The organism is Paenibacillus sp. CH40, assembly GCF_024213605.1.
In the GTDB taxonomy this organism is placed as follows: Bacteria; Bacillota; Bacilli; order Paenibacillales; family Paenibacillaceae; genus Paenibacillus; species Paenibacillus polymyxa_B.
Genome location: NZ_JANAVQ010000008.1, coordinates 1 through 23,546, shown reverse-complemented (window position 1 = coordinate 23,546; position 23,546 = coordinate 1). Strand labels below are relative to the sequence as shown.

22 protein-coding genes and 2 pseudogenes are annotated in these 23,546 nt (G+C 44.8%); 17 read left to right on the top strand and 7 right to left on the bottom strand.

Features of this window, described 5'->3' with window-relative positions; all coding sequences use genetic code 11:
- The first annotated feature begins 12 nt into the window (after positions 1-12).
- The 5 genes from NLX73_RS20075 (at position 13) to NLX73_RS20055 (ending at position 4,587) form a co-directional block, all read left to right on the top strand.
- Positions 13-1,044, top strand: coding sequence for an ATP-grasp domain-containing protein (locus NLX73_RS20075; RefSeq protein WP_254327130.1), 1,032 nt, complete (start codon positions 13-15; stop codon positions 1,042-1,044).
- A 58-nt stretch (positions 1,045-1,102) separates the two neighbouring features.
- Complete coding sequence (locus NLX73_RS20070) at positions 1,103-1,783, top strand: hypothetical protein (protein ID WP_061831751.1); 681 nt, start codon at positions 1,103-1,105, stop codon at positions 1,781-1,783.
- A gap of 98 nt (positions 1,784-1,881) precedes the next feature.
- Positions 1,882-2,982, top strand: a complete 1,101-nt coding sequence (locus NLX73_RS20065) for a toxic anion resistance protein (RefSeq protein WP_254327129.1) — start codon at positions 1,882-1,884, stop codon at positions 2,980-2,982.
- A gap of 338 nt (positions 2,983-3,320) precedes the next feature.
- On the top strand, positions 3,321-3,866 hold the full coding sequence (locus tag NLX73_RS20060) for a hypothetical protein (protein ID WP_254327128.1): 546 nt from the start codon (positions 3,321-3,323) through the stop codon (positions 3,864-3,866).
- Between the two features lie 43 nt (positions 3,867-3,909).
- On the top strand, positions 3,910-4,587 hold the full coding sequence (locus tag NLX73_RS20055) for a vWA domain-containing protein (protein WP_254327127.1): 678 nt from the start codon (positions 3,910-3,912) through the stop codon (positions 4,585-4,587).
- Positions 4,588-4,834: 247 nt separating this feature from the next.
- Here the strand turns inward: NLX73_RS20055 and NLX73_RS20050 are convergent, their stop codons facing one another.
- From NLX73_RS20050 to NLX73_RS20035, 4 genes are all read right to left on the bottom strand, one after another.
- Positions 4,835-5,215: a DUF3899 domain-containing protein gene (locus tag NLX73_RS20050; RefSeq protein ID WP_254327126.1), complete on the bottom strand. Its 381-nt coding sequence runs from the start codon at positions 5,213-5,215 to the stop codon at positions 4,835-4,837.
- Entirely contained in the window at positions 5,215-6,858 is a 1,644-nt protein-coding gene (locus tag NLX73_RS20045) for a peptide ABC transporter substrate-binding protein (RefSeq protein WP_250259274.1), read from the bottom strand. The genes NLX73_RS20050 and NLX73_RS20045 overlap by 1 nt, the downstream gene beginning before the upstream one ends.
- Positions 6,859-7,054: 196 nt before the next feature.
- Positions 7,055-8,005: an ABC transporter permease gene (locus NLX73_RS20040; RefSeq protein WP_134903215.1), complete on the bottom strand. Its 951-nt coding sequence runs from the start codon at positions 8,003-8,005 to the stop codon at positions 7,055-7,057.
- 1 nt (position 8,006) lies between these two features.
- On the bottom strand, positions 8,007-8,933 hold the full coding sequence (locus tag NLX73_RS20035; RefSeq protein WP_254327125.1) for an ABC transporter permease: 927 nt from the start codon (positions 8,931-8,933) through the stop codon (positions 8,007-8,009).
- A gap of 318 nt (positions 8,934-9,251) precedes the next feature.
- Between NLX73_RS20035 and NLX73_RS20030 the strand changes: the two genes are divergently transcribed.
- From NLX73_RS20030 to NLX73_RS20010, 5 genes are all read left to right on the top strand, one after another.
- Positions 9,252-10,019, top strand: a complete 768-nt coding sequence (locus NLX73_RS20030) for an amino acid ABC transporter substrate-binding protein (RefSeq protein ID WP_028542078.1) — start codon at positions 9,252-9,254, stop codon at positions 10,017-10,019.
- Positions 10,020-10,059: 40 nt separating this feature from the next.
- Positions 10,060-10,719: an amino acid ABC transporter permease gene (locus tag NLX73_RS20025; protein ID WP_023987212.1), complete on the top strand. Its 660-nt coding sequence runs from the start codon at positions 10,060-10,062 to the stop codon at positions 10,717-10,719.
- Positions 10,720-10,734: 15 nt separating this feature from the next.
- Positions 10,735-11,487, top strand: coding sequence for an amino acid ABC transporter ATP-binding protein (locus NLX73_RS20020; RefSeq protein ID WP_023987213.1), 753 nt, complete (start codon positions 10,735-10,737; stop codon positions 11,485-11,487).
- A gap of 270 nt (positions 11,488-11,757) precedes the next feature.
- A complete protein-coding gene (locus NLX73_RS20015; protein WP_254327124.1) occupies positions 11,758-12,363 on the top strand; it encodes a VC0807 family protein in 606 nt (201 codons plus the stop codon).
- 6 nt (positions 12,364-12,369) lie between these two features.
- A complete protein-coding gene (locus NLX73_RS20010) occupies positions 12,370-12,975 on the top strand; it encodes a TetR/AcrR family transcriptional regulator (RefSeq protein ID WP_069291221.1) in 606 nt (201 codons plus the stop codon).
- Positions 12,976-13,141: 166 nt separating this feature from the next.
- Here the strand turns inward: NLX73_RS20010 and NLX73_RS20005 are convergent, their stop codons facing one another.
- Complete coding sequence (locus tag NLX73_RS20005; RefSeq protein WP_254327123.1) at positions 13,142-13,360, bottom strand: DUF6809 family protein; 219 nt, start codon at positions 13,358-13,360, stop codon at positions 13,142-13,144.
- A 441-nt stretch (positions 13,361-13,801) separates the two neighbouring features.
- On the opposite strand from NLX73_RS20005, the gene NLX73_RS20000 reads away from it, so the two are divergent.
- Together NLX73_RS20000 and NLX73_RS19995 are read left to right on the top strand one after the other, a co-directional pair.
- Positions 13,802-14,440, top strand: coding sequence for a glycoside hydrolase family 11 protein (locus tag NLX73_RS20000; RefSeq protein ID WP_061831741.1), 639 nt, complete (start codon positions 13,802-13,804; stop codon positions 14,438-14,440).
- A 323-nt stretch (positions 14,441-14,763) separates the two neighbouring features.
- A pseudogene (locus tag NLX73_RS19995) lies at positions 14,764-15,156 on the top strand (SUMF1/EgtB/PvdO family nonheme iron enzyme); the annotation flags it as partial.
- A 125-nt stretch (positions 15,157-15,281) separates the two neighbouring features.
- Here NLX73_RS19995 and NLX73_RS19990 read toward each other — a convergent pair.
- The gene (locus NLX73_RS19990) at positions 15,282-16,634 is read right to left on the bottom strand and encodes an MATE family efflux transporter (protein ID WP_254327122.1); all 1,353 of its coding nucleotides are present in this window, start codon (positions 16,632-16,634) and stop codon (positions 15,282-15,284) included.
- Positions 16,635-16,772: 138 nt separating this feature from the next.
- Between NLX73_RS19990 and NLX73_RS19985 the strand changes: the two genes are divergently transcribed.
- From NLX73_RS19985 to NLX73_RS19975, 3 genes are all read left to right on the top strand, one after another.
- Positions 16,773-17,459, top strand: a complete 687-nt coding sequence (locus NLX73_RS19985; protein WP_235307428.1) for a TetR/AcrR family transcriptional regulator — start codon at positions 16,773-16,775, stop codon at positions 17,457-17,459.
- Positions 17,460-18,035: 576 nt separating this feature from the next.
- Positions 18,036-18,800 (top strand): alpha/beta fold hydrolase, encoded by a 765-nt coding sequence (locus tag NLX73_RS19980; protein WP_254327121.1) that lies wholly within the window; start codon positions 18,036-18,038, stop codon positions 18,798-18,800.
- 118 nt (positions 18,801-18,918) lie between these two features.
- On the top strand, positions 18,919-19,227 hold the full coding sequence (locus NLX73_RS19975) for a dihydrofolate reductase family protein (RefSeq protein ID WP_302055496.1): 309 nt from the start codon (positions 18,919-18,921) through the stop codon (positions 19,225-19,227).
- 122 nt (positions 19,228-19,349) lie between these two features.
- On the opposite strand, the gene NLX73_RS19970 is transcribed toward NLX73_RS19975, so the two are convergent.
- Positions 19,350-20,666, bottom strand: a complete 1,317-nt coding sequence (locus tag NLX73_RS19970) for an erythromycin esterase family protein (protein WP_254327119.1) — start codon at positions 20,664-20,666, stop codon at positions 19,350-19,352.
- A 605-nt stretch (positions 20,667-21,271) separates the two neighbouring features.
- Here NLX73_RS19970 and NLX73_RS19965 point away from each other — a divergent pair.
- Both NLX73_RS19965 and NLX73_RS25180 read left to right on the top strand, forming a co-directional pair.
- A complete protein-coding gene (locus tag NLX73_RS19965; protein ID WP_069291225.1) occupies positions 21,272-22,423 on the top strand; it encodes an epoxide hydrolase family protein in 1,152 nt (383 codons plus the stop codon).
- Between the two features lie 38 nt (positions 22,424-22,461).
- A pseudogene (locus tag NLX73_RS25180) lies at positions 22,462-22,580 on the top strand (amidohydrolase family protein); the annotation flags it as partial.
- Positions 22,581-23,546: the final 966 nt, after the last annotated feature.

The following is a 23,546-nucleotide window of genomic DNA, read 5'->3' as shown; positions in this document are numbered from 1 at the left end:
GGACGTGGCTCTGTGAAGAAGGTTAAGGTGTATTTTAACCGCTGGTTTTCAGTGGCGTATCACTATATGAATGCTATTCGTAACAATGAGGACGGTATTCCGTTCGAGATCTATGCGACGCACTCTGATCCGCAGCACATGGCGCTACAGGCCAGTGATGTAGCTGAAGTAGAGCCTCGCACCAGTGGTGTGGAGTACGCACGGTTTTGCGCTGATTTTTGCAGGCGGCACGGAATTGATGTCTTTATCCCCCGGTGGAATATGCTCGATATTAGCAAACATCTTTATTTGTTCGATGATATTGGGACAAAAGTGATGGTATGCCAAGATACCGAACTGCTGGAGCAACTGATGGAAAAGGATCTGTTTTATGAATCCATTCGTCAAAAGGACATTGTCACGATTCCCGACTATGCCATTGCCAGCAATGCCGAGCAGTTTAAACAGGCTTATGAGTCGTTAATAGCACTTGGGCATAAGGTATGCTTCAAGCCATGTAATGCAGAAGGCGGGATGGGCTTTCGTATCATCGACAATGAACGTAATCCGCTGGAGGAACTGTTCGGCCATGCGCTGAATCATATTTCGTTCGAGGAAGCACACCGCATATTGTCATCCACAGAATCATTTCCCAATCTGATGGTGATGGAGCTGCTGGAGGGATACGAATACAGTATTGACTGCCTGGCTGACCGGAACGGAAAGCTGCTAGCGGCAGTTCCGCGTAGGAAGGCAGGAGGACGATTACGGCTGCTGGAGCAGCATTCCGAGCTGTTGGAGGTGGCACAGAAGGTCGCTGAGGCGTATCACATTCCGTACAATTATAACATTCAGGTAAAATATAACGGCAAGCATGCCAAGTTGCTAGAGATCAATCCGCGGATGTCCGGAGGACTTCATGTATCATGTTTGTCGGGTATCAATTTTCCTTATCTAGCGGTGAAATCGGCTTTGGGTCATGAGATCGGTTCACTTCATCCGCAATACGACATTTTAGCCAGTCATATCGAGCAGCCAATCACCATACGTAAATCCGTACATTGACACACACAAATATTGTTTTCTACAATATGGTAAGGGTTTACGTCAGGAGGTACAAGCTATGACGTCAAAAATGTGGGGTGCCACGATTGCTGTGGTTAGCTACCTGATTGCGCTTTTACTAAGTTTTTGGTTGCCACTGTTTGTGTGTTTGGCGATTCCGATCATTGGTTTGGGAGGATACAGTGCCATCATGGCCGTTCGCCATCCTCGCCCCAATCTGACCGGTTCCGTGATTCCGGTGGTGCAGGAGCAGGTCGGTGAGACACAGCAGCATGAAAAGGAAGCTACCGTTCGACCGGAGTCTATGACAGGACAAGTACGTCAACCAGATCAGGTGAGCAGTGAATTTGCTCAGGTGATGGAGTATTTGGAGGTCCTGGAGGACATGGTGATCTCCGAGGGACAGAAGGATACGCTTGATAACGAGATTGTCGAGAAGGCGCTGGCTCTATTTGCACGTTTGCAGCGGGTCATTCCGCTTTTGCATGAACTGAACAACAGCGAAGTGAATCATACGGTTCGGAGATTGATTTTGAAGGATTTGAACGGACTGATTAATCCGTTTCTTCGGCTCAGCGGTGATGCGAAGCGGACCAACCGGAGGACGTTATTAAACGGATTACGGGATGTGGACAGCAAAATATCGGTAATTGTGTCCACGGTGGAGCACAAGGATCTGCTGGAATTACAGAGCAAAGCGGAGCTTATTCACCAGCGATATAGCAGTTCCGAACTGTAGGCGATTTTTTGAGAAAATAAAAAAAATAGCAGAATAGCTGCTCTGAATAACAACGATTAGACTTGGGTAACAGTTGTTTTCAGAATAGGAGGTAGCGTATGGCGACCCCATGGGCTGAATTGAAAAAAGAAGATGAACAAAAGGTGACTGAGGAGGCTTCACAGCTGATTCAGAAGGTATCACAAAGCGATGTCATGAGCCTGGATACCTTAATGGATGATATCGGTAAGCTGGGGGTTAAAACGCAGGAACGTGCGGGGCAGACCCTTAAAATGCTGGATCGTCCGGTAAACGACCTCATGTCCGGTGATCGGGCTGAGGTATCCAATATGATCTTAAAGCTGCGTGATGAATGCGAAACGCTCCAGCAGAGCAAAAATGTGAGCTTTTTTGGCAAGCTCCTGCGTAAAAGCCCGTTAAAAAACTACATTTACAAGTATCAGTCGGTGAAGACGAACATCGAGAAAATCATTACTGCCTTGAGAGATGGTAAGGATAATCTGGAAGAAAACATCGTCAGCATGAGACAGTTGAAGAAGGCTTCCATTGAAGAAATCTACAATTTACAGACGAAGATTGCCTTTGGTAATCGCTTGAAAGAACTGTTTGAGACCGAGATTGCCAAGCCGGAAAACGAAAACCGTAAGCCTCATCTGGAGCGGGGATTACGCAAGGTGGTTACTCGTACGCAGTCAATGACTGAAATGATTTTATTATACAATCAGGCGATTGCAGCAACGGATATTATTAATGATAACAATGATAAACTGATTGATTCTGTAAATAATGCGATTGATAAAACATCGAATCTGATCACTGTATCGGCTATGATCGCGATGGCGCTGGCGGATCAGGATAAAATCATTTCAGCCGTCGATGCGACCAACCGTACGATTGAAGATCAATTCAAGGAAAATGCGAAGCTTCTCAAAACGACGACCGAGAGAACGACAGATCTACTTAGCAAGCCTTCTATGTCACTGGAGGCTGTGAATCAGGCGATTGGTGATTTGGTATCTGCTTTGGATCTGTCTGAAAAATCAAACCGTCGGATTATTGAAAGCTGCCACGATTATACAAGTAAAATGACAGCAATCAATGCCAACCTCAGCCAACGTTTGGGGATCGAACGGAAAGAACCATCCAAACCGCTGAAGGATAGCAATTCTTCTGAGGGTCTAAGCTCGTTTTTGAACTAATGACAATGTAGAATAATAGACTCAATCTATGAAAAAGACGCCGGGATGACTCCGAAAGGCGTCTTTTTTTGGTTTGGCAGCAGCTAATAAGGGACATGATGAACATACATAGCATTCTCGTGCATAAACTCTTAAAAAGCGAATGACAAAAGGAGAGAGCGAGCGTATGATGTCCTTTATTTTGGGTTGTGTGATTGTCTATTTACTCGTGGCTGTCAGCAGCGAAAAAGCAGATTCAATTGTGGAATTAAATGATTCTGTGAAATAAAATTTTTTATTGAAAATCATGCATTTTCTGATAGGATAGAGTTAAATATTGGAATCCCAAAGGAGAATGCATGCTGGAATTTTCATTTGAAATCATCGACGAATCGAAATTCAACATTGTATATCAGTATGGAAGCAGCAACTTCAATTTTAATTTATTTTTTAACTACGGTGTGTGGACGCTGCATCCTTTTGACGGGATTCTGCTCCAGAACAAGGAAATGTGCCGTTTGATCGTTACGGATCTGTTTAAGAACAAAGATTTTCATGTCATGCTGGCGCGTGAAAATATTTTATTGTCAACCTTGCGTACCTCTATTGATCTCAATCCTGAAACTCGGGGAGATCGATATCAGGAACAGGAATTTGATGAGCTGTCTGATTTTGCTGAGACACACAGCTTTGAAGAGGTACTGCAAATAGAGCAGGATTCCGTTCGCGAGCGTATAGATTTCTTCCAAAACATCATTCAAAAAATGTATATGGAAGGATTCGGCCCGGAAGACAATGATTTTAACAAGGTACAAGCTATTCTTCGCATTTATAAGGCTGCACATGACCAACTCGGAGAATTGAGCGACTTTCCCCTGAGAGGCGACGAACGACGCAGATGGTAGACTAGACGGGCTAGGGTATACATCATAGAGGAGCGTGGGGAACATGAGCAGTATTTCTTTACTTAAAAAGAATGCGCAACTAGTACTGACTAAAAAGAATCTAACAAATGTAACTGCAAGAGTTGGATTGGTGCTCGATATTTCAGGATCTATGAGAAGCTTGTACAAAAATGGTACTGTTCAAAAGGTGTTGGAGCGTATTGTTGCAGTAGCGAGTTCTTTGGATGATGATGGTGTACTGGACGTATGGGTGTATGATCACCGTTTTTCACGTTTGCCGTCCGTTACCGAAAATGACGTTGACAACTATGTTGAAAGACATATTCTGTCCAATGATTATTTGCCCAAGTTCGGTCGTAATGATGAGCCGCCTGTGATGCGCGATGTTATCGCCAAATACACCAAGGAAGAACCTTCTTCTGATCCGGCCTTTGTTATTTTTATTAATGATGGCGGTGTGAAGCGTGGAAAAGGAGATAATATCGACAACGCAGTCATTGATTCGTCAGGAGAGCCGATTTTCTGGCAATTTATCGGTGTGGGTGAATCCGATTTTGGCGTATTAAAGAAGCTGGACAATATAGAAGGCCGTGTGGTAGATAACGCCAACTTCTTCCAAATTCAAGATATCGAATCTATGGAAGACAATGAATTGTACGAACTATTGCTTAACGAGTTCCCATCATGGTTACAGGAAGCGAAGGAAAAGCAGATTTATTAAGGCTACTAAGTATTGTACTATGAGCTCTTTTCAAAGCTTAATATATAAAAAAATGCAAAAAGAGAGAGTTCCGCAGCAAACGCCTTTGCGAAACTCTCTCTTTTCATTTACACACCTCTAAAACGTATAGAAGCTCTACGGAGGTTGCCAGCGGAGCGGGCAGAATTGTTCTGAAGAAGCGAAGCGATCGGAAGAACAATCTGCACGCGCAGCGCCCATCAACCGCAAGAAAGCTTCTCATACCACCCTAACTTATCCCCATTAATATCATCGAGCAAAGGATAAGCCCCGCCCCGCACCCCCAAGTATATACCTTGAGGTGGCGGAACATGGATGTTTTCCAGGCTGACAGAGATTCATCGGAACGCAAACGTTCATTTTCCTCCCGTAATGCCTTGGATTGACGAATGAACAACTGTCTGATGTCGGCAAATCCCCGCAGGAAGAGGGTTAGAAAACCGCTTTGCAGAACGTGGAAGATTGCACCGATCACCAAGCCCAGCAACCCCAACAGGAATAGCAGATTTGCAGTAGCCATGTTTTCACGACCATACAAGAGATGGGGGATGGCGTACAGAAATCCTAAAGTACCGACAATCAGGGCAGTGAGCCCGAAACGTAAAATCATTATTTTTCGACCCGTTTCGCAAAGCGCAGGTCTGGGTTCGAACGAGCATCAAATACGATACCTTGAATCTTAGGGCTGATTAATGCAGTGTCCGCAGAGAACTGGATCGGAATAATCGGCAGATCTTCCATCAATACGTCTTCTGCCTGATGGAGCTGTTCAAAGCGTTTTGCCGGATCAAGCTCAAAGGTTGAGGATTCGATCAGTTTGTCATACTCCGGGTTGCTCCAGTTGGTAAAGTTGTTCGAATTTTTGGAAGTATAATGCCCCAATACGCCGAGTGGATCCAGGAAGTTTCCTTCCCAGCCCATACGAGCGATCTGGAAGTTCTTCTGTTTAAAGGTATCAATGTACGTTTTCCATTCCTGATTCTCCAGCGTCACTGCAACACCCAGGTTCGTTTTCAGCATTTCCTGAATCGCTTCAGCTACTTTTTTATGCTTGTCCGAAGTGTTGTATTTAAAGGTGATCGGTGGCAGCTGTGTTAAACCTTCTTCTTTCAGACCTTCGGCCAGCAATTGTTTCGCTTTCGCAGCGTCAAACTCATAGTATTTTTTCGGTGCTTCATCACGGAAGTCCTTGCCGGATGGCGTTGTTGTTCCGTATGGAACATAACCGTAAGCCGGAGTTTCGCCACCTTTGGTTACGCTGGTAGCCAGTGCTTCGCGGTCAATCGCGTAGGCAATGGCCTGTCTGATTTTTTTATTGTCAAACGGCTTTTGTTTTACGTTAAAAGAATAGGTATACACACTGAAAGATGGATGCGACAGGAATTCCTTGTTGCTCTTTTCCTGATCCAGGGTATCTACGGGAAGGCTCAAAATCAGGTCCAGATCGCCCGTTTTGTACATTTGATAATAAGTTGTGGAGTCTTGAACCATTTTAAAATTAATCGTTGCCATTGTAATGGCATCTTTGTTCCAGAATTGATCGTTTTTCGCCAGCGTAATCTGCTCGTTATGTTTCCATTCCTTGGCTACATACGCACCGTTACCGACCATTGTGCCCGCTTCTGCTGCCCATTTGTCATTTTTCTCAACAACCGATTGGTTTACTGGCAGATAGGCATGACCCACTGCGATCGTTGGGAAGAAGCTCAGCGGTGATTTCAGCTCAACTACCAGAGTTTTATCATCTTTAGCTGTAACACCCACGTCTTCAATTTTACCTTTGCCTGTGTTGTACGCTTCGGCACCTTTGATGTAGTAGAGGGCAGAAGGATCGTAGGCAGCTGTTTTCGGATTCAGTACCCGTTTCCAGGAGTATTCAAAATCCTTAGCTGTCAGTGGGTCACCATTCGACCATTTTGCACCGTCACGGATCGTAAAGGTGTAGGTTTTGCCGTCAGGAGATACGTCTACTTTGCTGGCAGCGCCTTCTACGATTTTACCGGCCTTATCGTATGTATATAGCCCTTCGTACAAGTTATCAATCACAAAGTAGGACGTTGTATCTGATGCGAAAGCAGGGTCTAGCGTATAAGGCTCGCCACCTGCCAGATTAGCAGTAATTTCTTGCGGGATATCTGCTTGAGGCGCAGCGGACGGGTCGTTGCTTGCTGTTTTGTCCGTAGTGCCAGAGCATCCAGCCAAAGCCGTTACGGCCAAAAGTAAGATGATCGTCATCCAATACATTTTTTTCATCGTGGTTTTCCTCCATTACTGTGATTAGTTATGCTAAAAATAAGGTACACCGTACCGGGATTTATTCATCCTCCTTTCCCGCAGGTATGCCGCGTGTGCGCACTTCGATAAAGGAACTGCCGTTTTTCCTGCGGTTAGGCAAGAAGCTGCGGATCATGGTGACACCCCTCCTTGTCCAATTTGGATCTCTCTGTTGTTAATGTTGTGAGCGCGGATCAAGTGCATCCTGAAGCCCGTCTCCAAGTGTATTGAACGCCAGCATGGTGAGCGATATCATCAGCCCGGGGAAAAATAGGCGCCACCATTGACCGCTTAAAATAACGCCAAGTGAATCGTTAGCCATCGTCCCCCAGCTGGCCGAAGGAGACTGAATCCCCAGACCGAGAAAGCTCAGAAACGATTCGGCAAAAATAGCCGATGGAATAGTGAACGTCAAATTCACGATAATGATTGCAGCCGCGTTTGGTAGCAAATGTCTGAAGATAATGCGCGAATGAGATGTCCCCAAGCTACGGGCTGCTAACACATATTCCTGCTGCTTCAGCTGTAAGATTTGCCCACGCACTACACGGGCCATACCGACCCAGCCAGTAATAGATAATGCAATAATCATTGTGAGCAGGCCTGGCTTCATAATAACCAGCAGCAAAATGATGACCAGCAGATAAGGAATGCTGTACAAAATTTCAATAATACGCATGAGGATGCTGTCGATCCTGTCGCCCGTTTTGCCGTGCCCCGCACAATAGCCAGCAACACAGCCGACGAGAATGCCAAGTACCAAATCAATGGCGGCAGCGGCAAAGCCGATCATGAGTGAAATTCTAGCTCCGGCCCATGTCCGTGCCCATACGTCCCTCCCCAGATCATCCGTACCAAACCAATGCTCTTTCGAAGGAGAGAGATTCGTTTTCAAAAGGGATTGATCACTGGGTGCATAGGGAACCATGGAAGGTCCAACAATCGCCAGCACAATAATCATGATTAGTAGGGAAAGCCCCAACAGAGCAAGCTTGTTGTTAAAAAGTCTGCGTAGCCGATCCCGCCAGGGTGATTCTTTGGGTCTGGTCAACGTGGGGGTGGGGATCTGACTACGATCTACAAGACTGAACAGGCTGTCCTTTTCGACAGTAGGTGCTGCTTTCATGTTAATCTCCTTTGCTGACTAATTTGATTCGTGGATCGACAAGGCGATAGGAAATATCTATTAAAAATAAAGTAACGACCAGAATGGCACTGTAGAAAATGGTCGTCCCCATAATCACTGGATAATCCCGATTAAAGATACTATCTACGAAGTATTTACCGATGCCGGGAATGGCGAATATTTTTTCAACGACAAAGGTACCTGTAATGACGGAAGCAAATAGTGGCCCAATAAAGGAAAGCACTGGAATCAACGCGTTGCGTAATCCGTGACGAAGAACTACTGCCAAAGAGGACAACCCTTTTGCTTTGGCAGTGCGTATGTACTCCTCATGCATGACTTCCAGCATGCTCGTCCGCATAAAGCGGGCGATGACGGCAAGCGGTGAAACAGCGAGAGCCAGCGACGGGAGCACCGTATGCTGCCAGGTTCCCCATGAGGCGACCGGAAGCAGATGCCATTGGACGGCAACATACTTGATTAACAGCGGTGCCAATATGAAGCTGGGTACGGAAATACCAACAATGGCGATAAACATCGAGATATAATCCAGTGGTCGATTATGGTGTAGAGCAGCCAGCGTTCCGAGCGAAATACCGGCAATAATTGCGACCACGATGGATTGAATACCCAGCAATGCAGAAGGTGGAAAACCTCGGGCGATGAGCATATTGACGTCCGTCGTTTTCGATTGAATAGACGGGCCCATGTCCAGCACTAGCAGATTTTTGAGATACAACACATACTGCACAGCGAGCGGCTTGTCCAGATTGTACCTGGCACGCATATTTTGCAATACCGCTTCCGGAATGGTTTTGGAATCGTTCGAGAACGGATCACCCGGAATGATGTGCATAATGATAAACGTTAAAGTGACGATAATCCACAACGTAATGAACATCGTAAAGAGGCGTTTTAAAATGTACATGGGGCTTTATTTCTCCTGTCTATCAAGCTGATTTACATACTATTGCTGTTGAAATTTTAAAATAAATAAAAGTATATAAGAATACTAGGAAATGATAAGACGGTTTAGGTGACATGTCAAGGTAAGGTTTTACATTATAGAACACAGGTCAAATTTTCGTCACAGGTTTTCCATTTATATAAGGCTAAGATTCCGCTTATTCCTCTCGACGAGTATCCTGCGGTATGTTATGATGATACTCTGATAACGTGTTAACGAACTAAAGCGTTTGCCACCTGTTCTTGGATACGGGGGTCACCATTGTTGGAGGGGAATAAGATGAGAAAAGCAGCCATGTTTACGATGTTGATTGGATTGATGATGATCGTGTTGGCCGGATGTTCCGGCGGTAAGGATGACAGTAAATTGATTATTGGAATTGATGATAAATTCGCCCCGATGGGCTTTAGAGATGAAAATAACGAGCTGACCGGCTTTGATATTGATTATGCGAAAGCGGCCGGGGAACAAATGGGTAAACAGGTGGAATTTCAGCCGATTGACTGGTCTGCCAAAGAATCCGAGCTGAACAGCGGACGTATTGATCTCATTTGGAATGGATACACCATTACGGATGAGCGTAAGGAAAAAGTGCTGTTCACGAAGCCATATCTGAAAAACAGTCAGGTGATTGTCATTCCGGCTACTTCCAGTCTTTCCAAGCTGGCTGATCTGACGGGCAAAACGGTCGGACTCCAGACGCTGTCTTCAGCAGCCGATGCATTGGATGCAAATCCGATCAAAAGTAAATTGAAGCAAGTGTCCGAGTTCCCGGATAATGTTCTCGCTTTGACAGACTTGAAAACCGGACGTCTGGATGCGGTTGTCATTGATGAAGTCGTTGCCAAGTATTATATGTCGAAGGAACAAGGGACGTATAAGCTGCTTGATGAATCATTGGCCCCTGAGGAATACGGCATCGGCGTGAAAAAAGGAAATGAAGAGCTGTTGACGCAGCTGCAATCTGCTTTGGATGAGCTGCACAAGAACGGAAAAGCTGCTGAAATTTCGAAAAAGTGGTTTGGTGAAGATAAAGTATTAAATTAATATGTAGTGTATTGAACTAAGGGTTTAGGAGTCGAAGGTCATGAGTATGGAATATATTTTGCGAATTATGAAGCCTATGCTTGAAGGGGCACAGATGACGGTTATTTTATTTTTCATCACGCTCATCTTGTCTATTCCATTGGGTTTTATCGTTACGTTGCTGGCCAAAAGCCGGATTAAGCCAATCGCCTGGCTGATGCATACGTACATTTATGTTATACGCGGTACGCCGCTATTGCTGCAATTGTTGTTCTTTTGTTTTGGTCTGCCGATGTTGCCTGTCATTGGGGAGTATCTGGTATTGGACCGGACAACGGCTGCGGTACTGGCATTTGTACTGAATTATGCGGCTTATTTTGCAGAAATTTTTAGAGGCGGGATGTTGTCGATTGATAAAGGGCAATACGAGGCTTCGCAAGTGCTGGGCTTGAGCAAGTCGCAGACGCTGATTAGAGTCATTGTGCCGCAAATGGTACGGATTGCTTTGCCTGCGGTGACCAATGAAGCGACAACACTGGTAAAAGATACGGCACTACTGTATGCAGTAGCGGTACCGGAACTGCTGCATTTTGCCAATACGGCTGTAAACCGTGATTTCTCGATTGTACCTTATGTTGTAGCGGCGGTTATTTATTTGTTGTTAGCTTTGGTGCTGACGCTATTCTTCAGGGCGCTGGAAAAACGTTTTAAATTCGAGTAAAAGGAATGTCGGGATATGAATACTAATGCAATAGAAGTAACCGATTTGAAAAAATCGTTCGGCAAGCTCGACGTTCTGAAAAGAGTGAGCTTTAACGTTAAAGCGGGCGAGGTTGTAGCCGTCATTGGTCCTTCAGGTTCAGGAAAAAGTACCATGCTCCGTAGTTTGGTACACCTGGAAGATGTGACGGGCGGGACGATCCGCATTCATGATAAAGCACTGGTGGAAAACGGTCAGTACGCTCCGGCAGGTGACATTAAGGGCATTACCACCGGTATGGGCATGGTGTTCCAGCATTTTAATCTGTTCCCTCACTTGACGGTGCAGGATAATCTGGAGCTGGCTCCGAAGCTGGTGAAGAAGGTGAGCAAGGCTGAGCTACGTCGCCAAAGCGCTGAGTTGCTGGCTAAAGTCGGATTAGCAGATAAAGCAGATGCGTATCCATCCCGACTGTCGGGAGGGCAGAAGCAGCGCGTGGCGATTGCCCGGGCAATGATGATGAACCCTGATATTTTACTGTTTGATGAGCCGACCTCGGCCCTTGATCCCGAGCTGACGGGTGAGGTGCTGCGAGTTATCAAAAAGCTGGCTGAGGAACATATGACGATGGTCATCGTGACCCACGAGATGAACTTTGCGAGAGATGTGGCGGATCGTGTCATTTTTATGGATAATGGCGAAATTGCAGAATCCGGTACACCAGAGCAGATTTTTGGCAATCCTCAGTTGGAGCGGACGAAGGTGTTTTTGAATCGGGTGGGGGATTAAAAATATAGTTGCTTGTTAGAGTGTGTGGCCGTGAGCAATATGTTTTTAAGCAGGAAGTATGAGGGAAGAATAAAAGCAAGGGAGATGGCCAGCGCCATCTCCTTTTTGTAGTTGTAGAGTATGCGAACTGTGTAGCCACATTTGGGCAATATGTAGATTGAGGTTCGTATACAGATTATTATTTTTAATCTTTACATACCTACCGAAGGTATGTAGAATGAAAGATACCTACCGAAGGTAGGTTTTGAATGATGAGAGGATGAGTCGACCATGAATAAATCTCGCAACGAAATCATCTTTACGTTAATCATCAATATTTTACTGCCTTATCTGGCTTACCGTTTGTTAATTCCGCACACAAGCAGTCTGATCGCTCTGTCCATCGCTGCCCTCGTACCGCTATGCGACTCGCTCTACAGCCTTATACGGACGCGCAAGGCGGATGCGTTCTCCGGTTTCATCTTTCTCGGCCTGATTCTTGGCGTCGTGGCCGTTCTCTTGGGCGGCGATGAACGCTTCATTTTGCTGCGTGAGTCTTATGTAACTGGTATTATGGGAATGGTGTTTCTAGGCTCGCTGTTTTTTGGCCGACCATTGATTTATTATTTAGCCGAGAGATTTACAGGCCATGATCCTCAGATGAACGATAAATGGGAGGGACTTCCGCGCTATCGGTTTAACTTTCGCCTGATAACGGCGGTGTGGGGATTTAGCCTGCTGTTGGAAGCCTTCATCAAAGTAGTGCTGGTGTATTCGATGTCGATATCGACCTTTCTGGTCGTATCGCCGTTCTTCACCTATGGGCTTATTGGATTGACGATTTGGTGGAATATGAGCTTCATTAGACGAATAAAAAGACAGACAAACGGGAGGTAAAAGATTATGCAAGATAAAGCGATGAACGACAGTCTAAAAAAGCTGCTTGAGATTGCCGAAAAGATGATTATGGAGAAAGGCTGTCGGGCGACGACACTACAGGATATTGCGGATCGCAGCGGACTGACTAAAGGAGCCATTTACCATTATGTCAAAAGCAAAGATGAATTGTTCGGTATGATTCTGGAGGCGGGAATGGAGAAAACCAATCAGCGCTTTTTTGAATCTGTCGCCCGGACTCCCGCAGGACCAGAAGGAATCAAATCCCCGCTTAACACCTTAACTGAACGCCTTCGTAACATTGGTAGTGGGGACAGCGCTGCCAGCCTGATTTTTATTTATCTACTCAGCCAACAGGATAAGCCCGCCGTGGCTGGCATTCTGAAACGTTATCATGAAGCATCTATCCTCACTGCCAAAACGTGGATCGAAGTCGGACAGCAGAATGGAGCTATCCCTGTTTCAATCGATGCGGACAGGACAGCTCGGATGTTCACCGTGTTCAAGAACGGACTGCAAGTTCAGCATAACATAGTGACCGATGGCGATAAAATCAACGAACTGGAAATTTATGAGTTCTTGATGAATGCGCTGGGCGCAGGAAGAGGCTAGGCAGCCCCTCCATTCGTTGAAATTCTCTTAAAGTACTCCATTCGTTCAGCAATCCCTGGATTTTACCTTTAAGTTTATATTCTACTGAGGAGAAATCTAGGGATAACAGCGATCGGAAGAACAATCTGCATGCGTAGCGGGCTCACCACCATAACTCCTCCATTATCTATCTATTAGGATCAACAATTTCTTTGTCCTCGCTAAATACTTCAATCATCGTTAATGCCCCCGCCCGGTACCCGTGAATGAATGCTGCTGGTAATTTGCTTTTCAACATCTCCATGAGATCACTAATTTTTTGATTCACTTTTTGGGATTCAGGGTCGGTTGAATTTATCTGTTCACTAGGACGCCATTTCCCATAATACATATCCTCTAAAATCATTTTTTATCAAACCTCCTATGAAAAGTTAAGTGTTTGTCCTCACGTGAATCGAGATTTCCCATTATGCACTGCTAATCACCCAAGCACATTTTACTGTATGTGATGGATGCATATTGATATTTATGCGTTATTTGCATAAATTTTTTTTAGTATATAAGCTGAGTTAAAAATGTACATGAGGCGCCACTAGGCTGTCGGGTGGTGCTTCCCATCGTTGTAATACTGGAATTATTCTATAAAATTCAAAGAAAGCTAAACATAATAGAGTTAAAGCTTTAATTTGCTAGGTTTATATGCAAACGCTATTATTCTATAATTTCACTCAGAAAGGAGGTTGAAGTAAAAAAATACGGAATATGGAACGTATAGGTGATATACTGCAAAGAGAATCAACCAACAAGCAAGTGTATGGGACAAACACAAAATTTTAGGAGGTAGAGTATGTTTAATTTTAGTAAGAAAATGATGACGGTAGTTCTTGCAGCTTCCATGAGTTTTGGGTTATTTGCAACAACCTCAAGTGCAGCGACAGACTATTGGCAAAATTGGACCGATGGTGGTGGGACGGTCAATGCTGTTAATGGATCAGGCGGTAATTACAGCGTAACATGGAAGGATACCGGGAATTTTGTTGTCGGCAAAGGCTGGACTACTGGATCGCCAAACAGAACGATCAACTACAATGCCGGTGTCTGGGCGCCGTCCGGTAATGGATATTTGGCTCTCTACGGGTGGACGAGAAACTCACTCATCGAATATTACGTCGTTGATAGCTGGGGTACTTATCGACCTACCGGAACGTATAAAGGTACGGTGACCAGTGATGGGGGCACATATGATATCTACACAACAATGCGGTACGACGCACCTTCCATTGAAGGCGAAAAAACGACGTTTATTCAGTACTGGAGTGTTCGACAGTCGAAGAGACCGACCGGGGGCAACTCCACAATCACTTTCAGCAACCACGTGAAAGCATGGGCGAGCAAAGGAATGAATCTGGGAAGTAACTGGTCTTACCAGGTGTTGGCGACAGAGGGGTATCAGAGTAGCGGGAGCTCTAACGTAACGGTGTGGTAACCACTCAACTGCAAGCTGTTAAACGAACAGGCGCGGTTGGGACTGTCTCACGGGATAAGCGGGTTTTGAGAGCTGTCTGATAGATAGGGTTTAAATGAATCGATCATGGAGGACTCACCGAGCCCTAAGTATTGTAGACAGGCCGATGACCGTTCCCCTCCAGTCTATCCGTCAGTGCGGTTGCGTTGAAGGCCGTTTCCTGCCAGACGAACGGCCTTCGACGCTGCTGGAGGCGAGTTGCAGGCCATCACGGCCTACTATTTTTCCTATCAGCTTAAAGGAGATCTATCCATGAGAAAGCTATTATAGCTTATTTTAATAGCAACAATAAGAATGATAACGATAATATAAAATGGACAGTAACGATTAATGAGGGAGCTAACGGTTACCGATTGCCTACAGAAGTAGAGTGGGAATATGCTGCAGGCGGAGGTCAGGCGAGCAAGGGCTACACATACAGTGGAAGCAATAATGTCGACGAGGTCGCATGGTATTGGAAAAACGCCGGAGACAAATACTTATCTGGAGACTGGAACTGGCCTATCATAGAGAGCAACAATAATAAAACAAAATCGATCGGTACCCGGAAACCCAACGAGTTAGGAATTTACGATATGTCCGGCAACGTCAGCAACAACGAGATTTCTTTCCGAGGTAAGTTCGATGCGAATGGCTTTGGTCCCGATCAAGGGTTTCGTATAGCTCGTAGAGAATAGTCGGAATAAGGCACTACAAATGAAGGTTAAACTAACGGGCAGTTTAGGTTAATACAGTTCTACCCCACCGAGAAGACAAGGTCGGGGAGTGTCCTTATCCTGCCTTCTTGCATGTTATATGTTTTCTACTGTACTAAATTATCCAAATCCGGCTGCAATTTGGTCCGCAGAACATACAGCATGATGGCACCAACAAGGAACGCAACGGCATCCGAAATGACAAGCGACCAGACCACCCCGTGGAATCCGTTCATTCGATTAGCAATATACAACACAGGAATCAGAGTAACTCCTTGAATAACTGACATAATAAACGCGGCGGTTCCTTGCGCTGTTGCTTGAAAGATACCGGTAAACAGCGAGGTCATTCCTGTAATGAACAAGGATAAGAACGTCACATGTAGAATGTAGCTACCCATTTCAATTAATTGCGGGTCACTCGTAAATAAACCAATTAAGTGGTCGGAAATCAGATAGACGATAACACCAAACACGATTGCTAACGCCACAATAGCTTTGATTGTAAATCCAATGGTATGCTTCATGCGTAATTTATTCGCTGTAAAAGAGAAGGCAATCAACGGCACAACTCCCTCGCATAAGCCCATCAGAATAAACTCAGGAAATTGCAATAGGCGTGATGAAATTCCGTAAGCCGCTACGGCCTGATCCCCATAATCGACAAGAAAATGGTTAAAGATGAGCGACATTGCACCCAAGAAGATACTCATAACAAAGACGGGAACTCCGATTTTGAATACATTGCTCAGAATATCCGCGGTAGCTTTAAACCATTTTACGGAGACAGTTAAGAATTGGCTCTTATATCCCATATGGAAGGCGTAGAATGCACTCGCAACCAAGTTAGAGATGACCGTAGCAGACGCAACGCCGATCACGCCCCAATGGAAGACGAAGATGACTAGCGCGTCGAGAATAATATTCACGACAACACTGAGAATCATTCCGATCATCGATGTGATTGCTGCACCCTCGGAGCGCACGATATTCTCTAGCGTGAAGAATAATACGACGAATGGTGAACCAATAAGCATAATCGTGACATAGTCCTTCGTGAATCCGAAGGAGCTAGTTGTTGCCCCGAGGCCATGAACGATTGGATCGATCAACGGGAGACCGACCGCCATTACGATAAGACCGAGAACTAAACTGCTGTAAAAGGCGAATGAAGACACATGCTTCACATCGTCATATTTTTTCTCTCCCAGCAAACGGGAGATGAATGTGCCACTACCCATGCCTATCAAGTTGCCTAGTGCCATAATGATCGCGAATAACGGCAAGGTTAGTGCGAGTGCGGTTAACATGGCAGTATTGCCCAGTGTACCAAGGAAATAGGCATTTAAGATGGAATAGATGACATTCATTGACGTACCTAGCATCATCGGTACAGCGAAGTGAGCTACGGCTTTTGCGACCGGTGCTTTTTCAAAGTAATGGAGGTTTTCTGCATCCATGCGAGTCACTACTTTCTTTATTTATTTTGTCCTTCAGTCTAACAGTGTTAGGTTGTGCCTTACAGTGTTAGATGATATCATGAACCTATGAACCTGTAAAGCATAAACTTACACTGTTAGATAAAAGGGCGGATACCGATGAAAAAAAAGCAGCCTCAAATTTCGGAGGATAAGATTTTGGAAGCCTCGTGGGAGCTTCTTGGAGAGGAGGGTATCGAGAAATTCAGTATGAGACGATTGGCCGACCGGCTAGGGATTCAGGCTCCCTCTTTGTACTGGTACTTCAAGAGCAAGCAGAATCTCTATCAGCGCTTGGCCAACCAGGTATCGAAAATGATTCTGGAGGAGTTTCATTCCGAGGGGGACTGGAAGGAGCAGCTGACGGGGCTTGCGGTAACGATGCGGAGTGTGCTCTACCGGTACCCTTGCTCCACGCAGCTCATGATGATGACGCTGCCCCACGAACCGGACATCATCCGGTTCACCAACCGTATGCTACTCTGCGTGGAGTCGACGCCGCTTGAGCAAGAGCAGAAAATACAAGTGGTTACTACGCTTGTGAACTATGTCTCCTACTTCGTCCTAGACGATTATCAGCATGAGCGTAATGTCTCCGCTATCCTCAAGGACCAGGGAGCGCTTCCGGGTGAGGAGATGATTCACCTTCTGAATTCCATGAGCGAGACAGAAGTGGGACTATTCCGGAGGATGTTCACGAACGGGCTGTTCGAGCTGATGGGGACCGACGGAGCGTTTGAGTTCGGATTGAAGCTGATTCTGTTGGGGGTTGAGCAGGTGATAAAGGAGCAGGAAAGTAGTATGTAAAAACCGCCCATCCGGTTATTGGATGGGCGGTTTCAATTAGGTTACGTTTACCCTAAATTGTTAGTGAATTTATAATCTTCTGTCTGTCTTTTGTCCTTTGTAAACGTGATTTACTTGTATTAATCATCAAGACAGGAATATGTATCTTCAACTCAATTACTAAGCATAAAATCAAAAGAAGCATTTATAAAGTTGGTGTTATTGTCATATAAAATAATGATAAATTAACTAGTACTGGAGTACATTACAGAAAAGAGAACTTTATCACCGATTTTTTTAGCACGTAATAGCGAAGAATTCGCTTTTGATATCCGCCGCTATTCAACTAAAAGGCAGTTATTCAAAGTGACTTCATATAAATGTAAGTTTTGCCCGGTCAAGGATTTCGGTGTTTTAAGCCTTGTAAGAACTTCTGATTTACGCAAAGTAGGCTCTCCAAGCCCCAAATCACGCGGCATTCAATGAGATATTGTTTTTATTTTCGACGTGGATATCTTTTTTTATATAGACTGTATGTTCAGTCATGATTAAAATGCTAATCAAGAAAAATATTACCACATTGGGGAGGGTAACAAGGTGGAACTTTTTTACGAAATCGAAGGGAATGGAGTCCCTATAGTCATGATTCACTCGGGAGGTGTCGACTCAAGAGTATGGAGATATATGGTGCCTGAATTGGCAAAATCATTCAAGGTCATTACCTTCGATGGTCGAGGAACCGGCCGCTCGCCTGCTATGCAAGAGCCGACTTCACTTGTGGAGGATTTGCGCAAACTTCTCGAACATCTCGGACTGGATCTTGTCACACTTGTTGGCCATTCCATCGGTGGGCAAGTCGCGACTGATTTTGCGTTATCATATCCTTCTATGGTTGAGCGGCTAGTGGTGATTGCCCCTTCATTAACGGGGTTTGCATATTCGCAAGAATTTACCAATTATATAGCATCGGTGAATGCGGCCGCTCCCGATATTTCAAAACTTGTAGAGTTGTCTTTAGCCGGACCGATCTATCGGGCTACGATGGCTAGTCCCCACCGGAGATTTCTGAGTGAAATGCATACTCACTACATGACAAGGGTATTTACCGAGTGGAGGAGCTTTGATGTCCTTTGGCCAGAGCCGCCTTCGATTGAACGTTTAGAGAACATTGCAGCGAGTACGTTATTTATACAAGGAACCATAGAATGGCCGGATATGTATAATATCGCCAAGTACTTCAAGCGTGTACCTGAGATTAGGTTTGCCGAAATCAAAGGAGCTGATCATATGCTTGTCCTTACTCATGCGGAAGAACTAGCAACTAGCATCCGACAGTTTTGTACAGGTGAGAACCATACATGAATAGATTGGGTATCTCTTGAATCAAAGTATTATAATGGGGTGATAAGAAATTTCCACTTCTGAAACTGGATTCTTTGCTCGAATCATTTTAAAGAAAGAAAACGCAACACCAGATGAATTGGAACGCAACCCTCGTCCAAGGGATCTCAAGGAAGAAGTTTTGAACCTTAAAGAGCAACCCGGAAGCAACATCTTGGTGCTTGGAAGCGGCGAGTTAGTTAGGACGCTGATGAAGCATGATCTCGTCGACGAGTTTCGGATCATGATCTTTCCGTTTATACGGATGAGCGGAAAGCGTTTGTTTACAGATAACATCAAGACGATGTCTCTTAAGCATGTCTATACCAAGGCCTTACATTCGGGAGCAGTTGAATTGACGTACCGTCTATCAAAAGAAGATAACGTTTTTCACCAAGGCTCAGACTGATAAAAACAAAGTCTGAGCCTGCCGCTGTTTTATATTGGAGCCAGTCTTATAATTATAATTCGGAGCCTGACGGTAAACTATACCCAGCTACCCTGCCTCCCACAGACGGTTCTTGCGAGCTGTTATTCTGAAAATAAAGCATCCGTTGCAACCGGCTGAAGGATAGGCAGTGGCTGAAGGGAGATGGTCCGGTCGAGATGAACAAACGCATCATAACGATCCGCCATGCTGGAAGGCACGTAATTGCCGAATCGCTCATGAGCAGGCTCATATACAACACCGATGGCACGGTGGCCAATGACCGTATGCAGCATAGAAGATGCATCGGAGAGCATTACCACGCCATTCCGGCCGCCTCCCGCCCGGTGCATGCGATACTCCCAGCTTCCTGGCTGTCCGGGCGGCACGGTCATTTTCTCAACCGGAGCTCCCCAAGCTCTTCCGGCCAGTACCTCGCCCTGATAGGTCCCGAAGCCAACGGCAAACACACGATGTTCCGGATCCTCCCGCAGCAGCTGACCCACATTGACCATGCCATCAGCCATCATATCCGTTGCCCGCGCATCACCGATATGCGTATTATGCTCCCAGACAATGGCCTTTGCCGAGGCGCCGTAATAGGACATGATTCGCTTCAGTGATTCAACCATATGCCTGTCCCGTATATTCCAGGACTGCGGGCCTCCCTGGACCATCGTACGATAATAGGCCTCCGAACTGGAAGTGACGAGCATGTTTACCTCCGCATTCAGCTCTTCCTCACTTCCAGGATACGTCATGCGCCGGCTCTGAATCTGCTTCAGTAGCTCAACCACTTCTTTCTCACAGCTCTCCGAGAGCAATCCTGCCGCAATGCCATAAGCCTGATGGTCCCTGCTATATGGATCAAAACAGGCATATGTCCTGCGGGCCTGTTCCAGCTGGGGAGACTTGGTCTCCTCCAAATAACCGATGATTGCCTCCATCGATTCCCATAACGAGTACATATCGATGCCATAAAATCCAACCTTGGGACAGCCACTGCCGCCCCCTTGATTCACCTCATTGTAATCCTTCAGCCACTCCGCGAAATCACGAATATCCGTATTCGCCCACATCCAGGTCGGCCAGCGAGTAAAATCACCCAGTGCATCGGTTGCCGAAGAATCGGCCCCCTCCATCCCTTTAACATACCGGTTCAATCGATAAGCAGAGGGCCAGTCTCCTTCCACGCCGATAATGTTAAATCCCTTGCTTGCAATTAGCTTCTTCGAAAGCTCGGCCCGAACTCGGTAAAAATCAGATGTCCCATGGCTCGCTTCGCCAAGCAGCACAATATCTGCCTCTCCGATGGCCTTAACTATGCGGTCTAGATTCTCCATTCCGTCCAATGGGATAAATAAGGCACTCAGCTCTTTCACATATGCATTCTGCTCTGATAGATTATCATTAGAATTCATGAATTTGTTCCCTCCTTTAGACGGTATGAGTGAATTATTTCCGATTTGTCCATTCATTAACCCAAAACAGGCCTCCCTTAGTGATAAGCCCGGGTAAGTCTGATCGGGGCGAAATTTGAATTGATCTAACGGGACACGATAGCTTAATAAACAACTAAGACACGGTTACCGGCATGGATCGGCCATGTTCTACTAACGGGCAAGATAGCGTGACGAAGTAATCTCGATAAATAAATAGAGGCTAGCTGATTCAGAAGATCGGTTGCCATTTACATTAGTCTAAAAACCATTCAAATAAAATCGGATATGCTTTTTCGGTTACATGGGGAACGCTTAAAAAGAGAGGATCGCGTTGAAACAGCGAAAGACCTGTTTGTATTATCGGCCCAGTTGGAAAATAACCTTGCGCTTCGGAAAGTGTTATGGTGTTGAGAAATTGGAAATTATAACAAAAGTATGAAGTAATTAAGATAATTGTAAAACGTTGAGGATAAGGAAGGTTACTAAAGTCCTCCACGGCGAAAAAGATGCCCGATTTTTAGCATAGTACCACAGCAGTTCAAGGGATATCATTAAGATGTGCGCAAAAAAGGAGGAGAAATATAATGTCCGTTGAACGTTTTCATATTCACATTGCAGATGAAGTCCTTGATGATTTGAAAAGAAGATTACACCACATCCGCTGGCCGGATCAATTGGAAAACTCAGGCTGGGATCGAGGTGTTGATTTAACTTATTTAAAATCCCTTGTTTCGTATTGGCGAGAACAGTATGATTGGCGCGAACAAGAATCTCAGTTAAACCGTTTTTCCCAGTTTCGCTGCAACATCAATGGAATTGATGTGCACTTTGTTCATGAGTACGGAAAGGGTCCCAATCCCATGCCCATTATTCTAACCCACGGATGGCCAGATAGTTACCTTAGATATCAGAAGATTATTCCTCTTCTTACAGATCCAGCTAGCTATGGAGGTGATCCTAAGGATTCTTTCGATGTCATTGTCCCTTCATTACCTGGTTTTGCGTTCTCTAGCTCTCCTGACCATCCTGGTGTCAACAATTATCAGGTTTCCGAGATGTGGGCTAAATTAATGACAAAAGAATTAGGATACGATAAGTTTGCTGCAGCAGGTGGGGATATAGGTTCCGGAGTTACGAGATATCTGGCATCGAATCATCCTGAACTTTTATTCGGGATTCACCTAACAGATATTGGTATCATAAGAGATCTACTTACGTCCCATGAGCAGGTAAAACTTTCAGAGGAAGAACTTCAATACAAGAAAAGAGCATTAGAATGGCTTTCTCTAGAGGGAGGGTACATGTCGATACAATCGACACGTCCACAGACTCTTGCGTATGGACTTTCTGATTCACCAGCAGGCTTAGCCGGTTGGATTATTGAAAAATTCCGAGCTTGGAGTGATTGTGGAGGTGACCTCCGTCAAAGATTTAGCGAAGATGAACTCATTACGCATATCATGGTTTATTGGCTTACTAACACAATCGGGTCGTCAACGCAGATGTATTACGAAAATTCACATTCTCTGCCGTCATTAGGCTATATAAAAGTACCAACTGGGGTTGCATTATTCCCAGCAGATATAGTATTACCACCAAAAGACTGGGCAGTACGCAATTTAAATATAACTCGCTGGACTACCATGGCTCGTGGTGGACATTTTACGGCCATGGAAGAGCCAGAGCTTTTAGCCCAAGAAATTCGTACCTTCTACAAGCCTTATAGAGTGGAATAGTGAGTGTTTATGATGGAGCAGATACCTTAGAATAATATTCAAGAGCAAAAAGACCTTTTGAGTATGTGCGAACAACCAATTGATTCAGCGTTTGTTTGATGAAAAAGCTACGGATAAAATCTTTTATTCGAATGCTATTAAAAGGTATTTAGAATAATTTTAAAATGCGCACTGATACGCTAACGGGTACATTAAGTTGAAACAAAAAGGTTGCCGTGGCAGCCTTTTTTATTTTATGTTAGGTCTAGTAGGACCAACTTACCAGTTGAGGCCGATTGGATCAATAAATCTGCCTTAAATGATGTGGGGTAGTATCCATTATTAAAGGCTGATTCACGAAATTCAATATAAGGCTCCTTAACGTTGTAAAACCGTGTTTGCTGGCGATACCTCAATAATGTAAAAAAATACAATTCATTCTCGTTCCTAAAAGCATGCTTATAGGAACGAGAATGAATTAGTCTATTTCACGTCCCCAAATGTGTATAAATAATTATTGGAACGTTTCAGTATTAATGGTCCCTTTTTTGGAACTGAAAGGGGGATGCATCATATAGTAGATATGGCTTATGTTTGTGTGTCGGTCGGCCAAATACCAGGCTACTTTCGACGCTACTGTTGATCAAGGCATGATGCCTAAAAAGTCGTCACAAGATATCTAACTGCTATTCATGAAAAGCATTTATCGGATGCAGTAGATATGGTCAAAGATTCACGGTACCTGTAATGAAGAAAAACAAATTCGAAAGTATAAGCAGTACAGTAATAGAACTGATTTTGATAACTCGGTTATTAATTGGTATAATTTACATGTAGTAATCAGCAAACTTAAATGATATATTATGTATCCGGCCGTAAGATAGGCTGTGATGTAATAGTTAGATGGACTTCAAAAATTCAAAGGATTACCTACGAGGTATTATTTACCAGTAGCGTGAATAGTCGAAGTATGATATATTATTATTCCCGGTGTTGATATGGCCGGAAATGATTGATCTTTGAAAACTGAACAACGAGTGAGTAAAACGATTTTGTTCGCAAAATCAAACAAGAGATATTTTTATCTCGTCAGTTTCAACATGAGCTTATCGCTCTTTCTATAAACCAACTTCGGTTGGTCTTT